General features: G+C 54.6%; 17 protein-coding genes. 8 read left to right on the top strand and 9 right to left on the bottom strand.

The window, feature by feature from the left end; genetic code table 11:
* Positions 1–182: hypothetical protein (locus ACWB12_RS07160; RefSeq protein ID WP_479529382.1), on the bottom strand; the 182-nt coding region annotated here is incomplete at its 3' end.
* An 81-nt stretch (positions 183–263) separates the two neighbouring features.
* A complete protein-coding gene (locus ACWB12_RS07155; protein WP_479529381.1) occupies positions 264–1,229 on the bottom strand; it encodes a phosphoadenosine phosphosulfate reductase in 966 nt (321 codons plus the stop codon).
* Between the two features lie 383 nt (positions 1,230–1,612).
* Between ACWB12_RS07155 and ACWB12_RS07150 the strand changes: the two genes are divergently transcribed.
* Complete coding sequence (locus tag ACWB12_RS07150) at positions 1,613–2,407, top strand: calcium-binding protein (protein WP_479529380.1); 795 nt, start codon at positions 1,613–1,615, stop codon at positions 2,405–2,407.
* Between the two features lie 65 nt (positions 2,408–2,472).
* Here the strand turns inward: ACWB12_RS07150 and ACWB12_RS07145 are convergent, their stop codons facing one another.
* The 4 genes from ACWB12_RS07145 to ACWB12_RS07130 all read right to left on the bottom strand — a co-directional run bounded on the left by ACWB12_RS07145 (position 2,473) and on the right by ACWB12_RS07130 (position 7,013).
* On the bottom strand, positions 2,473–3,093 hold the full coding sequence (locus ACWB12_RS07145; protein ID WP_479529379.1) for a LysE family translocator: 621 nt from the start codon (positions 3,091–3,093) through the stop codon (positions 2,473–2,475).
* A 312-nt stretch (positions 3,094–3,405) separates the two neighbouring features.
* Positions 3,406–4,626 (bottom strand): acyl-CoA dehydrogenase, encoded by a 1,221-nt coding sequence (locus ACWB12_RS07140; protein WP_479529378.1) that lies wholly within the window; start codon positions 4,624–4,626, stop codon positions 3,406–3,408.
* A 90-nt stretch (positions 4,627–4,716) separates the two neighbouring features.
* A complete protein-coding gene (locus ACWB12_RS07135; RefSeq protein ID WP_479529376.1) occupies positions 4,717–5,745 on the bottom strand; it encodes an AbrB family transcriptional regulator in 1,029 nt (342 codons plus the stop codon).
* Positions 5,746–5,807: 62 nt separating this feature from the next.
* Positions 5,808–7,013, bottom strand: coding sequence for a Hint domain-containing protein (locus tag ACWB12_RS07130; RefSeq protein ID WP_479529375.1), 1,206 nt, complete (start codon positions 7,011–7,013; stop codon positions 5,808–5,810).
* A gap of 233 nt (positions 7,014–7,246) precedes the next feature.
* Between ACWB12_RS07130 and ACWB12_RS07125 the strand changes: the two genes are divergently transcribed.
* The 5 genes from ACWB12_RS07125 (at position 7,247) to ACWB12_RS07105 (ending at position 10,384) form a co-directional block, all read left to right on the top strand.
* Positions 7,247–7,792 (top strand): YeeE/YedE thiosulfate transporter family protein, encoded by a 546-nt coding sequence (locus ACWB12_RS07125; RefSeq protein WP_479529374.1) that lies wholly within the window; start codon positions 7,247–7,249, stop codon positions 7,790–7,792.
* A gap of 3 nt (positions 7,793–7,795) precedes the next feature.
* Positions 7,796–8,389 (top strand): DUF6691 family protein, encoded by a 594-nt coding sequence (locus tag ACWB12_RS07120; RefSeq protein ID WP_479529373.1) that lies wholly within the window; start codon positions 7,796–7,798, stop codon positions 8,387–8,389.
* Positions 8,390–8,521: 132 nt separating this feature from the next.
* Positions 8,522–8,989, top strand: a complete 468-nt coding sequence (locus ACWB12_RS07115) for a DUF1203 domain-containing protein (protein WP_479529372.1) — start codon at positions 8,522–8,524, stop codon at positions 8,987–8,989.
* Complete coding sequence (locus ACWB12_RS07110) at positions 8,986–9,957, top strand: XdhC family protein (RefSeq protein ID WP_479529371.1); 972 nt, start codon at positions 8,986–8,988, stop codon at positions 9,955–9,957. Before ACWB12_RS07115 ends, ACWB12_RS07110 begins: the two co-directional genes overlap by 4 nt.
* Positions 9,958–9,988: 31 nt before the next feature.
* On the top strand, positions 9,989–10,384 hold the full coding sequence (locus ACWB12_RS07105) for a hypothetical protein (RefSeq protein WP_479529370.1): 396 nt from the start codon (positions 9,989–9,991) through the stop codon (positions 10,382–10,384).
* Between the two features lie 93 nt (positions 10,385–10,477).
* Here the strand turns inward: ACWB12_RS07105 and infC are convergent, their stop codons facing one another.
* Positions 10,478–11,104 carry a translation initiation factor IF-3 gene (gene infC, locus ACWB12_RS07100; protein ID WP_479529369.1) on the bottom strand — a complete coding sequence of 209 codons (627 nt, stop codon included), beginning with the start codon at positions 11,102–11,104 and terminating at the stop codon, positions 10,478–10,480.
* 115 nt (positions 11,105–11,219) lie between these two features.
* Between infC and ACWB12_RS07095 the strand changes: the two genes are divergently transcribed.
* Together ACWB12_RS07095 and ACWB12_RS07090 are read left to right on the top strand one after the other, a co-directional pair.
* Positions 11,220–11,840, top strand: a complete 621-nt coding sequence (locus tag ACWB12_RS07095) for a hypothetical protein (protein ID WP_479529368.1) — start codon at positions 11,220–11,222, stop codon at positions 11,838–11,840.
* A 232-nt stretch (positions 11,841–12,072) separates the two neighbouring features.
* Positions 12,073–12,411, top strand: a complete 339-nt coding sequence (locus ACWB12_RS07090) for a hypothetical protein (protein ID WP_479529367.1) — start codon at positions 12,073–12,075, stop codon at positions 12,409–12,411.
* 187 nt (positions 12,412–12,598) lie between these two features.
* On the opposite strand, the gene ACWB12_RS07085 is transcribed toward ACWB12_RS07090, so the two are convergent.
* Positions 12,599–13,393: a ferredoxin--NADP reductase gene (locus ACWB12_RS07085; RefSeq protein ID WP_479529366.1), complete on the bottom strand. Its 795-nt coding sequence runs from the start codon at positions 13,391–13,393 to the stop codon at positions 12,599–12,601.
* Between the two features lie 233 nt (positions 13,394–13,626).
* On the bottom strand, positions 13,627–14,216 hold a 590-nt coding region (locus ACWB12_RS07080; protein WP_479529365.1), incomplete at its 5' end, for a cytochrome P450.

Raw genomic sequence — 14,216 nt, 5'->3', positions numbered from 1 at the left:
TCCTTGTTCAACACACGACGTTGCTGGATGCGCACCACCACATCAAATTCAAACCCTTCAAAGAGGCCGTTGTCGCAATCATCGGTGAAACATTTGCGCAACTCGACCTCGCGCGTTCGTAGGGCACGGATTTCATCGCGGACATGGGCCAGTTCATCGGCAGGCAATTGATTTCGCAGCATGGATATCCCCTGTTTGTTCTACAGGGCCAGATTTCATGATAATTCTAAATAAATTGCTAAGGTCGCAATAAAATCTGCAAATTACTCGGCCGGAACGATTTTACGCTGCCTTGGCAGGCTGCGGCCAGCCTCGGCCATTCGGGATTCGATTGCATTCAGGCGGCGGCGAAACCGCGGCGCTTTCATCCGGCCAACCACATTGCGACACAGCAGACCGGACAACATACAGCGGTCGTCATCGTCCAGCCGCATCAGCAGGCGACGCAAATAGGGGGAATAGGTATGACGCGCCCGAAACAGGCGGTGGAAATGGCTGGCAATATCGCCGCCATCACCGGCGGTTTCCAGCAACGGTTGCAGGATATCCATATGGACCATGTCCTGCAAAATGTGCCGCCCCAGATAGCGGCAGCGCAATTTGGTCACATGCGGGCGGGTGAACAGGGCCGCGTGCATTGCGTCCATTTCTTCTTCGGGATCATAAAAGACGAAAACCTGATCGGCGGCCTCAACCATATCGGGGGCATATCCATAGCGGTCGGTGAACGAGGTGCGACGCATGGAGCCAAAGCGGTGGTCCCATTCGGTAACGCGCGGATCAAGAGTGGCCAGAGGATTATACACCAGCGCAGTGCAGCCGGGGGCGACCACGGAATAGGCCGCAGCAGCATAGCCACACATACCCGCCCCCATAAAGATGACCTGATCAAAATCTTCAAAGAACCCGTCATCAACCAACCGGTCAAAGTAGCCGTAAACCGATTTATCCCGAAACCAGGTGTTTCCATTGGCAATAATGCCCAGATGCGACCAACCGTTTTCAGATACCAGATCAAATCCGAGCGGCAATTCATCCTCATTGTCCTCGCGGATGTTTTCAATGGTTTCGAAGGTCACCAGCAGGGTGGGCGAGGCATCAGTCAGAACGGCAAAATGCGCCGCCCCCAATGACTCGAAATAACCGCGCTCTTCACCAAGGTCTTCTAGATTGGCCAACCATTCACGCGTTTGGGCGTCAAGTAGGCTGACGTTATTGTTCTCTTGCATTCGGTATTTTCCTTGATGGCATTGGCAGCAGATATTTCATCCAATTTAGCCAATAATTTGTTGGGGTGCGACCGAAATTACGGCGGATAGAATTTGTTTTGTGGTCAATCCTTTGTGTGCTTTGTTTTTGTTGCCAGAATTGGCGGTAGTTGAACACATGTGCGCCCAGTTTGCGTTTGGATCGGTTTTCTGACGGATGGGGAAGGCGCTGAAATTATCCATTAAGAGTTGAATCAAGTATTTCCCACTCATACTGTTTTTGGACATTGCCGCGATTCTGCAAAAAATGATTCGAGAAACTGTGTCTTACCGATGTTTATTTTCTTGATTGGTTTTTGGCTGATATATGCGCCAATTTTTGTAAGTTTTAAGGGGGAATACCAATGCCAACTATTGTTAACGGAACGGGTCTGGATGATCTGATCGACTTCTCGTTCATTGATATTGCGGGAAACAGTGTTTCCGGCGCCGATGATTTTGTTTTTGCCGGTGCTGGCGATGATACCGTGATCAGCGGTGATGGAAATGACACTGTCTTTGGCGGTGATGGTAATGACACGGTCAGGGCCGGCGATGGCGACGATTTCGTGCTGGGAGAATCTGGGAATGATACGCTCTATGGCGGGCGCGGCGACGACCAGCTATTTGGCGGCGATGGAGATGACTACCTGCACGGTGGCCACGGCAACGACTTTTTGTCAGGCGGGGCTGGCAATGATACCATTCTGGGCATCAAGGGCCATAACACCATTCTTGGCGGTGCTGGCGATGACTATATCTCGACTGGCGATCACACCAGCACGGTTGATGGTGGCGCGGATGATGACTGGATCAATGTGCGGATGAAAAAGGGCGGCGATCACACGCTGACCGGCGGGACCGGTGCGGACACGTTTGAATTCATCCAGACCGCATCACGCAAGATTTCGGATGTTGTGATCACCGATTTTGAACTGGGCGTCGACAACTTTATTATTGAGGGGGACAATGATTTCAATTATTTGCTCGGTGGGCTTTTTGGTGTCGACGAGGTAATAGGAGAACCCGATTATCTTTTGACTGAAACCGAAGTCGGCACAGTTCTGGAACTGGGCACAGGTGATTCAATCACCTTTGCGGGCGTAAGCCTCGAAGCCTTTAACAGCTATTATTTTGAGGAATTCTTTATTGCCGTCTGATAGCTAGGCAAGTCCAACAATACGGGGAGGCGTGCAGTTTGTACGCCTCCTTTTGCATTTCAGGGTCAGTTGCGCTGCATTGTTGCGGTCAATGCGCCCATTGTTATCAGGGCAGTGCCGCCGATGCGGTTTATCCATGTTAAAACTGATGGGCGGCGGATACGTTGGCGTAATTGATCCGCCAACACTGCGTAGGTCAACGCGTTGATTGCGCCCAGCCCGACGAAGGTGATCCCCATGGTCAGAAATTGTGGCGTGGCGGGCAAATCGGGGCTTAGGAACTGGGGCACAAAGGCGATGATGAATATAATGCCTTTCGGGTTTAGCGCCGTCACCAGTGCGGCGTGGCCAAAGATGTGTTTGGCCGGGGTCTGGGCGGGGCTGTCCAGATCGTCCAGATGCGGTGGGCTGCGCAGCAGTTTGATGCCCAGAAACACGAGGTAGGCAGCGCCAATCCATTTTAGCGCGGTGAATGCCCATGCCGAGGTCAGCATGATCGCCCCCAGCCCCGCCATCGAGGCCGTCACTGCGATGAAATCCCCAAAGGCCACGCCCAAGGCTGTTGCGACAGCAACGCGCCGCCCTTGGGTCAGCGCATAAGATATGACCAGCAGGATGGTCGGGCCGGGGATGACCAGAACGATGAACGAGGCGGCGGCAAAGGTGAGCCAGAGATCAAGGGGCATCAGAGGAGCCTATGAGAGTTAGAAAAGAGCGAACCCCAACACACCAAAAATTATAAAGGGTTTGAACGGTGTCGGGGTGAATGTGAGAAACATTAGACCAATGGTCGGGTCAGCTTGCATGGGTGTTCTTTCTATAACTAATACTACGCCGCATTGATAATCAGGAACACGAAGGGCTGCAATGGATGCGGCACCACCGCGAACAAAAAGATTGATGTAATCGCAATCATGTAGCAACCATCAGGAATAGAAACGGCTGTAGCGGATACGGCACTATTGGGAACAGCAGTAGAAGTTCGAGTGGTGTAATCACTAGAAAAATGCCTGTAGACTCGTTTGCGCACGACCTAGGATCAGCGCATGCACATCATGGGTGCCCTCGTAGGTGTTGACCGTTTCAAGGTTCACCATATGGCGCATGATCTGGAAATCCTCGCTAATGCCATTGCCGCCGTGCATATCGCGGCTCATCCGCGCGATATCCAGCGCCTTGCCGCAGTTGTTGCGCTTGATCAGGCTGATCATTTCGGGCGCGGCTTGGGCGTCGTCCATCAAACGACCCACTTGCAGGCTGGCCTGTAGGCCCAGCGTGATTTCGGTCTGCATGTCGGCCAGTTTTTTCTGGAACAGTTGGGTGCCTGCCAGCGGTTTGTTAAACTGTTTGCGGTCCATGCCGTATTGCCGTGCGGCGTGCCAGCAGAATTCGGCAGCCCCCAGAACACCCCACGCGATGCCATAGCGCGCACGGTTCAGACAGCCAAACGGCCCCTTCAGGCCCTCGACATTGGGCAGGAGGGCGTCTTCACCAACTTCAACGCCATCCATGACGATTTCACCCGTAATGGATGCGCGCAACGACAGCTTGCCGCCGATTTTCGGCGCGCTCAGGCCTTTCATGCCTTTTTCCAGCACAAAGCCGCGGATTTTACCGTTATGGGCCTCCGATTTGGCCCAGATCACGAACACATCGGCAATCGGGCTGTTGGAAATCCACATTTTGCTGCCGGTCAGCTTATAGCCCGTCGCGGTTTTCTCGGCCTTGGTTTTCATCCCGCCGGGGTCAGAGCCCGCATCAGGTTCGGTCAGCCCGAAACAGCCAATCAGGTTGCCCGCCGCCAAACCAGGTAGATATTTCATGCGTTGTTCTTCGGAGCCATAGGCATAGATCGGATACATTACCAGACTGGATTGCACCGACATCATCGAACGATACCCACTGTCCACACGCTCGATTTCGCGCGCCACCAGACCATAAGTCACGTAATTAGCACCCAGCCCGCCATATTCCTCGGGAACCGTCAGGCCCAACAGGCCAATCGCGCCCATTTCCTTGAAAATGTCAGGGTCGGTGGTCGCATCACGGTAAGCATCAATGATCTTTGGCTGTAGCACTGATTGGGCAAAATCTCGGGCCCCATCGCGCAGCATGCGCTCGTCCTCGCTCAGTTGCGTTTCCATCCGAAAGGCGTCCTCCCAGTCAAAGCGGGTTAGGTCGGGGGCGTCTTTTGCTTTCAGAGTCGGGGCGGTGGTCATGGCATGAGTCTCCAGTGGGGGTTTCGCTAGGTCACTTGAAGCGATTTAGGGCAGGTGGCACAAGGGGAATTGTATCGGATGCAACGAAATTCATCGCCTGATAAGGCGGGCAACCAAAGGGGCGCTGAAAATCACGATGAAAATGCGCAGCAGGTGGTGGGCGACGACAAATCCGACATCTGCCTGCGCCACGATGGCGATCACTGCCATTTCGGCCTGCCCACCAGGCAGGAACGCCAGCATCAGGTCCAGCGTGTCACGGGGCGTGAGATGTGCGATGCCCCAGATAAATCCGATGCTGATCGCGGCAAGCAGGGCGCAGTAAACCAGCCCCGCGCCAATATCGACGCGGATTTCGCGCGCGGTGATGCCGGAATATTTCGACCCCACAGCAATGCCGATGAAAAACTGCGCCGCCCAGATCATCTCGGCAGGGGGGCGGGACTGGATAATGCCGGATAGGGACAGAATGGCGCTTAATATCAGCGGGCCAAGGATCGAGGCGCCAAACAGGTTGACGCGCAACGCCAGCCGCCAGCCGATGATACCGGCAACGATCATAATAGAGATTTGCGAGGCGGGCAGGGTGCTGGCCCGCACCCCCGGCGCACGGGTCAGGTCCAGATCATATAGGTGCGCCAGAACGAAGGGCACAACCGATACGATCACCAGCACACGGGTGGCGTGGATCAACGACATCGCCCGCACATCGCCACCTGCTTCTTCGCCGAAGATCAGCATATCCTGCAACCCGCCGGGCATGGCGGAATAGAACGAGGTGGCGTGGTTAAACCCCATGCCCCAGCGAAAGAACGGATAGCCGACAACGCCGATGGCCAGCACAAACAGCGGGATGGCCAGCAGGGTCGGGCCGTAGGTGGGCAATTCAGCAATCAGGTCGGGCGTGACGGTTGACCCGATCACCACCCCCAGAAAGGTGCGCATGACGATGCCGAATGTGCCCATCCCCTCAAGCGGCGTTCCCGTCAGCGCAAACAGCAAACAGCCCGCCATTGGCCCCAGCAACAAGGGCAGCGGTAGGTTGGTGATGAGAAAAACGACCGCCCCGAGGGTGGCCGCCACCAAAGTCATCGCACGATTTCGCCATTGATTGCTCATGGTGTTATCTTGCACAGGGCGTAAGGTTTAGGGCAAGCGGCAGTTGCTATACCGTATTGGTACTACTGTAGTTGGAGCGTGGTTAAAGGCATGCTGTTTTTGTGGTGCCGTTTGATCAGGTTCCGCAGTTTTTTACCCCGCGCCAGATGGCGTGCCGGAACGGGTGCTTTTTTGGCAAAGTGATCCCAGCCGGAGCCGAAAATCTGTAGCAGTTCTTTGCGGGCGGCAGGCTCGATCGCATTCAACGCCTCTTTACCCAGATACAGGCTTTCGGCGGGGGCACCTTCGGCAAACAGGATTTCGTGGTGCGGCATCAGGATGTGGTAATAGATGATCGTGCGCCCCGTGGTGGCGGGGGCTATCCCGTCAATATCGGTCAGGTCTTTGGCGGCTGCCAGAACTTCGGGTTTGCCATATATCCGCTGCGCAATTTTTGAGGTCAGCATCAGGCGATGATGACGCGAAACCGAAAGCGTGCGGCGGGGCAGTCCGCCCCCCAATGCGCCTTTGTCGATCGTAATCGCATTCAGGGCAGGGTTGGATTGTATGGCCTCTGGCGATTGTTTGCGGGCCCATATCCACTGGATTGCCTGTGCACCGTTGTCTTTGGTCATCAGCAAATCACCCGGCCTTAGATGTTCGATGGCCCGCGGCCCTGACGGTGTGTCGAACAATGTGCCTGCGGTAAAGCAGATGTTCGTTGTGCCGGGCGTCGGGGTGTCATTGTTAGTGAATGTATCTGATCCATCAGGGGCACGTTGCAAGGAAAACCCGTCTATATCGTTGCCAAAATTCTCGCCAGCGCCCGATTGCGTGGCAGTGGTGGAAAAACCGGAATAGGTGGCTGTTGGATTATCTAAAGCGTCGCCATTGTAGGTGGCTGATATGTATTCATCATTTGCAGGATCATAAAGAACAACATTATCGCCGCCGTTGTTGATCAGGGCAGACCCGCGCCCTGCGTCAAAGAATAAATCACCTGGCGCGCCTGTCGGAAGACTGCCGCCCGCCTGAACCCCTGACATGACCATCGCATGCCCACCGGGTTGCAATATTGTCCCGGACGGGAAAGTGAACCAGTTGCCAACACCCTGATCCCACAATTGCAGCCCTGAAATATCAATAGCAGTGGAGGATGAGTTGTATAACTCGACATATTCGTCGGTTGCGCCGGCCGTGCCATTGCCGTCGGTATCATAGTTAGAAGCCCCGTTCGGATCGACGAGAATTTCATTGATAATAATGCCGCCAAGCAGAGCATCGGCCATCGGATTATATCCTGGATATCAGTTAACAAACAAAATACGCATCGCACTCGGGCGATAGAGGCAATTCCTACACTATTATTAAGACATTTTTAAGACTTTGCGGTAGGAGGCCCTGTTTTCGGCGGGCCTGCGCGAATTTGTCCAACTGGAAAGGCTTGACGCGAGCATACAACCGGAACATATGCAAGACATTGAATGCGTAATGGCAACAAATGACAACAAAGGAAAATATCATGCTTATGGACTGGAAAATAGGAGGGGTGGCGCTGGGCGTTGTGTTCTTCCTTGCCGTGCTCCTTGTCAAACCGATCGGGGTCTCGACGCAGTTCGTTATTCTTGACGGGATCATTGGCGATACCATCAACAACGAACTCGTTGTAAAAACCGAAGATGGGTACACCTCGTCAAATGCATATCTGGCAAAATCTAACGGCAAATACGCCAAACATGTCGCCAACCCGCTGAACTACAGCTTTGTTTTTGTGCTGGCAATGGCGCTGGGCGCTGTTGTTTCCGGAGTTGCCCGTCGCGAAACCAAAGAGGAACGTCAGGTTCCGTCCCTGTGGCGTAAAAACTTTGGTGACAGTGTTGCCAAGCGATACGTCGGTGCCTTTATCGGCGGTTTCATCGTGATCTTTGGCGCACGTCTGGCCGGTGGGTGCACGTCGGGCCACATGATGTCGGGGATGATGCAAACATCGCTATCCGGCTACATCTTTACCCTTGGCGTTTTTGCGGCTGCGATCCCGACCGCCATGATCATGTATAAAAGGAGCTAAGCCATGACTATTTTTCTAGCAATCGTAATTGGCGCGGCTTTCGGGTTCGTGTTGGACCGGATCGGGACAACAAACCCGAACTGGATTTTCAAAATGCTGAACCTGACCAACCTACACCTGATGAAAACCATTCTGATGGCTATCGGTGTTGGATCGGTTCTGATGTTTGTTGGCCAGATGGTTGGCTTTGTCGATGTCGGCCACATGTCGGTCAAAACCGCCTATGTAGGCGTTGGTGTTGGCGGTCTGATCATGGGCTTTGGCTGGGCGTTTTCCGGTTATTGCCCCGGCACCTCGGTGGCGGCAGCGGCATCAGGGCGCAAAGATGCGCTGTTCTTTATCGCCGGTGGCCTGCTGGGCGCTGCGGCCTACATGGTTAGCTATGCCTCGATCAAAGGCACCTTCCTGATGGACAAGATCATGGGCGGTAAAGTGACACTGGGCACGATCCCTGGGGCCAAATATGAGGGCATCACTGCCCTGCAAGGCGATCTGGTAGGCATTGCGCTGGGCGTTGTGCTTATCATCGTTGCCTTTGTTCTGCCGAACAAACTGGTTGGGGGGGATACGCCTTCGGACGCTATTCCCGCTGAATAAGAAAATAATCCACTCATCGGATGATGCGGTCGCAGGGGAAACCTTGCGGCCGTTTTCGTTAGTAGCATCATTCGGGTCGCAAAAGGTTTGGCATGCGGTAGGGATAGGCGGATAAACCTGAAAGGAAACACCATGACCCTGACCTATTTGCCTTATGATCCCGACTGGGTGGCCAGCATTCGCGCTGGCGGCCCCGATGCCTATGGCCTGCCTGCCGAGCGAACAATTTCGGATGGTGTTGGTAAACCGTGCCGCAATTGCCTATGCGACATCCCCAAGGGCACCGAAATGCTGATTATAGCGGCGCGCCCGTTCCCAGATCCGCAGCCCTATGCCGAAACTGGTCCGATCTTTTTCTGCGGTGACTGTTCACCTTATTCGGGGGAGGGTCTGCCGCCGGTGCTGGCCAGCCGTGCGGAATGCCTGCTCAAAGCCTATAGCGCCGACAACCGGATTATTTATGGCACAGGGCAAATCACCCCGACCGGCGAAATCGAGTCTTACACCGAGACCTTGTTAACGGACCCCAAGGTTGCCTATGTTGACGCACGTTCTGCCACCAACAACTGCTTTACCCTAAGGATCAAACGCCGCGAATGACGCAAAGCTTTGACGACATCCCCGAAACCGCCCTTGCGTGGCATCGCGCTGGGCGTGGGGCGGTATTGGCCACGGTGGTCGAAACTTGGGGGTCCGCGCCGCGACCCGTTGGCAGCCAGTTGGCGATAGCGGGCGATACGGAAATGGCGGGGTCAGTGTCGGGCGGTTGCGTTGAAGGCGCTGTGATTATTGAGGCGATGGACGCGCTAGAGAACGGCAAACCACGGATGCTGGAATTCGGGGTGTCTGATGATCAGGCATTCGCCGTGGGTCTGGCCTGCGGCGGGCGTATCCGCGTTATGATCGAGCCGGTGGGGACGGTTATGCCGGAGGCGTTGCTGGCCGATCTGGTGGCGGCACGCGCCGTCAGAACACCAGTTGCCTATGTGGTCAATCCAGAGGCGCAAACGCGAGGTTTGGCCGAGGCCAGCGCATACCCTGACCGGTTTGCCGCCGATAGGTCCGGTTTCGAGGATGATGAGTTCATCGCCATCCACAACCCGCCTTTGAAACTGATCGTGGTCGGAGCGGTGCATATCGCGCAACCCCTGCTCGTGATGGCGCGGCTGGCCGGATACGCTCCAGTGCTGGTTGATCCGCGCAGCGCGTTCGGTTCAAAAGCACGGTTTCCGGATGAGCAGATTATTGACGATTGGCCAGACGACGCATTGATCGCCCAAGGGCTGGACGCACGCACCGCAGTTGTCACCCTGTCGCATGACCCCAAAATTGATGATCCCGCAATTATTACCGCACTGGGCTCGGATGTGTTTTACATCGGCAGCCTTGGATCAACCCGCACCCACGCCAAACGCGTGTCGCGGCTGGAGGATGCGGGATTTAATGAAACGCAAATCGCTCGCATCCACGGGCCTGTCGGGCTGAATATCGGCTCCAAGTCTCCGGCGGAAATTGCCATTTCAATTATGGCGCAAATCACGCAGTGTTTACATAAGGTCCAGTTGTAAGATTGTATGCCAATCATTCATGGGGGATCACATGGTCTTAATACAAGACATCTGGCGCAGTTTTCGCGCACTTCCGGTGTGGGTGCAGGTCTGGGTCGGGCTGATCCTAGTGCCGGTCAATATGGTGGCGATTCTGTTTGTATATCAGCCCGCCGGCCTGCTGATTGCAATTCTTGCCATTGGTGGCATGACGCCGAACCTGTTCATCATGATCAAAGAACGCGGATTGTCCAAGGCGATGGCCCTGCCGCATCTGCTGATCTGGACACCATTGGTGTTCATCCTGCTGACAAATCTGGGCTGCCCGTGGATGCGAGGGGGGTATCAAACCTATATCTGGCTGCTGTTGGCGGTTGATCTGGTGTCGCTGGCGTTTGATTACCCTGATGCATGGAAATGGTGGAAAGGGGATCGCGCGGTTGCGTGAGGGTCGCAAGGCCGCTCACTATTGACGGGGCCTTGCGATCTGTCCAAGAAAATTTGAAATTTTCTTACCAAATTCTTTGAAAGAATTTTGCGCCTACTTCGGCATCTGCCCGATCATCATAATCATCTGGCGGCCTTCCATCTTGGGCATACTTTCGACCTTGCCGACATCCTTGACGTCTTCGGCCACCCGTTCCAGCAATTCGCGGCCCAGATTAATATGCGCCATTTCGCGGCCCCGAAACCGCAGGCTGATTTTCACCTTGTCGCCATTGGCCAGAAATTTGAACACATTGCGCATTTTAACGTCATAATCATGGGTGTCCGTATTGGGACGGAACTTGACCTCTTTGACCTCGATGATCTTTTGCTTTTTGCGGGCTTCGGATTCGCGCTTTTGCTGCTCGTATTTGAACTTGCCGAAATCCATGATCTTGCACACGGGCGGATTGGCATTGGGCGAGATTTCGACCAGATCCAGTCCGGCATCATCCGCCATGACCATGGCACGCGCAGGCGTAACAACCCCTGCGTTTTCACCGTCGGCTCCGATCAGCCGGATTTCATTGGAAGTGATGCGTTCATTTACGCGAGGGCCAGTGTCGCGCTGTGGCGGGGCATTGTGAGGTCTGCGGGCTATAACTTTGATCCTTTGATTGTGAAAGCGTCGTTCTGCGAAAAATAGACGGGGTGGGCGGTGCTTACAAGGTGTTATTCGCACTGTAATGGGCAATAAAGCGCTATATTCGGGTTTGAAAGCTTTTCACATGCAAGGGCATCTGTCATAGGGCACACATGCTCGGGCTGATTCTGAGCCGTAAGTAAGGGATAGTTAAATGAATAAATCATTAATCATTGCCGCAGTGCTGATCGCGGCGGGTGCCGGAGTATATTTTTATTCGCAAAATAAAGATATGGGCGAAATGACAAGTGGCGCCGAAGCTGCTGCGACGGCTGCTGCCGAAACCGCCGCTGCTGAAGCTGCTGCCGCAACCGAAGCCGCAGCTGCCGAGGCCGAAGCTGCTGCGACGGCTGCTGCCGAAACCGCTGCTGCTGAGGCCGCCGCAGCAACCGAAGCTGCTGCAGCCGAAGCCGCCGCTGCCGCCGAAGCTGCTGCAACTGAAGCTGCCGAAACCGCTGCTGCTGAGGCCGCCGCAGCAACTGAAGCTGCTGCAGCCGAAGCCGCCGCTGCCGCCGAAACTGCTGCGACTGAAGCTGCCGAAACTGCTGCCGCTGAGGCCGCCGCCGCAACCGAAGCTGCTGCCGCAACAACAGAGACATCCATGATGGATACGCTTCTGAACGCAGAAGGTTTTGATGCTGCCAAAGTCGGTGAAATGGTCGACGGATCTTCCCTTGACCCACTGAAAAAGACCATGTTGAAAACAGCGATTGAAAAAGCAGGCGACAATCCAGACATGATCAACGCTGTTATTGAACAAATCAACGGCGCATGAGGTCAATAGTCTAACGCACTATAATAAAACAATTAAACGCCGCGCAGGCCAGCCCTGCGCGGCGTTTTCTATGGGTGCTCTGGGGGTGCTCTGGCTGTGTAGACAGGCTAAAAACCGCCCAGTATTGGCAATTTAATGCCGGATTCCCCCTGATCCTGTTTGTGGTTTGGTTTGACGCGCAACTGGCGCGTATGTTCATGACAATATCGAACATTTAGCGAGGGCTGATACCATGAATAGATCATTGATTGTTGTCGTATTAATCGCGGTTTTGGGCGCGGGTTATTACTTTTATTCGCAAGGCGGTAGTGGCGTTGAGGCCACCGGCGAGATGATAGAATCCGCAACAGGAGCGGCAAGCGATGCTGCGGTTGCAGCAACGGACGGGATGTCTGGTGCTCTTCTGACTGCAGAAGGCTATGACGCCGCAAAGGTTACCGGACTGATCGATGCCTCAAGCCTTGATGACGGCATGAAAGATGGGCTGAAGCAGGCGCTCGAATCCGCCGGGAGTGATCCTGCATTGCTTCAGGATGTGTTGGCGCAGGTGAAACTGGCGCTGGGGATGTAGGCGACCCCTGCAACAAACGTAGAAAAATCGCTGCGCAATGAAAACTGCGCGGCGTTGTTGATTCAGGCGAGGCTAGAGCCAAACCAATCTAATCGCATTCATCATCCCGTCTGATACGCGTTATGCTGTGCAAATGCTGTCTAGGGCGGAGTGATAAATTCTTGAATCCAATTGGATTGATTTCGCTCTAATCGACAAAGGCCTTTTCAACCACATATTCGGCCGGTTGCGAGTTGGCGCCTTCTGTCAGGCCAAACCCTTCCAGAATACGCTTCAAATCAATGTTTAACCCGATCGAGCCACAGACCATCGCACGGTCATTTTCGCCGCAAATTGGCGGCACGCCCAGATCCTCAAACAATGATCCATCTTCCAGCTTGGTGGTGATCCGCCCCATCACAGGGCTTTGCTCGCGGGTGGTGGTCGGATAATAACGCAGCTTGCCGCCCACCATTTCACCAATCAATGGATCATCCGCCAGACTTTCGACCAGTTGGCGGCCATATTCCAACTCCGCGACCTCGCGGCAGGTGTGGCACATGATCACTTCGTCGTAATTCTCGTATGTTTCCGGCTCGCGCATCAGCGATGCAAAGGGGGCAATGCCGGTGCCGGTGGCGAAAAACCACAGCCGTTTACCGGGCAGCAGTGCATCATGCACCAATGTACCAACGGGTTTGGGGCGTAGGATAATCTCGTCGCCGACCTTGATATGTTGTAATTTCGAGGTCAGAGGGCCGTCCTGCACCTTGATCGAGTAAAACTCCAGTTCTTCGTCCCAACTGGGCGATGCAATGGAATAGGCCCGCAGCAACGGTTTGCCATTATCCCCCATCAACCCGATCATTACAAATTCACCGGACCGGAACCGCAGGCTTTGCGGGCGGGTCACACGGAATGAAAATAAACGATCCGTCCAGTGGTCAACCTTTGTTATGGTCTGGGCATTGGGCAGGACGGGCTTTTTAGGTGTGTCGGACATGCAGGGTCTTTCCATAGTTACGCCAAAGCCGCGCATGGGGGGCAGCTCTGTTATTCCATATTTCCTATAAGGCTTTGCGCGATGCTGGTCCAGACAGGAAGGCGCGGCGCAATGTCGTAGCCATAGAGCCGGAACATTCCCCTTTCTTCTTTTCCTAAATACCTGCGCCGCAGGCATCGTTTTGGCCCGCAGGGGCAAAACGGTCGGGGTGACACGCGTAGCGTGGCACAACCTTAATAGGTTACGCGCAATGTCTTTAATCCATGAAAATGATAGAGGTTTGCAAACTGCGGTCCCTCTGCCAAACACAAATCCGGACATCGGGAAAACAACGCAGGCAAGGCGATCTGCATTTCTAGCCGCGCCAATGGGGCGCCAACGCAAAAATGCAGACCGCCGCCAAAGGATGTGTTGGCCTTTAGGGGCCGGTTCGGGATGAACTGATCTGGCATATCATATGCAGATGGGTCACGATTGGCGCTGGCCAGCAGACAACCAATAGTCTGGCCGCGCTTTATATCATGGCCAAACAGTACCAGATCATCGGTGGCGATTCGCATGAAAATATGCAGCGGCGGGGTGAATCGCAAGATTTCCTCGACCGTGGCCTCGATTGTATCGGGGGCCAGGGCTGCCACATCTACCCCGTTTTCCTGCAGGGTTTTGATGCCGTTGCCCAAGGTATGCACAGTGGCCTCGTGGCCTGCGTTCAGCAGCAGGATGCAGGTGGTGATCAACTCGTCGGTTGTCAGCTTCTCGCCGCCTTCCTCAGCCGCAATCAGGTGGGTGATCAGATCATCCGCAGGGCTGGCGCGGCGCGTTT

The sequence above is a fragment of the Profundibacter sp. genome, from assembly GCF_056498605.1.
This window is presented reverse-complemented; position numbering and strand designations above follow the sequence as displayed.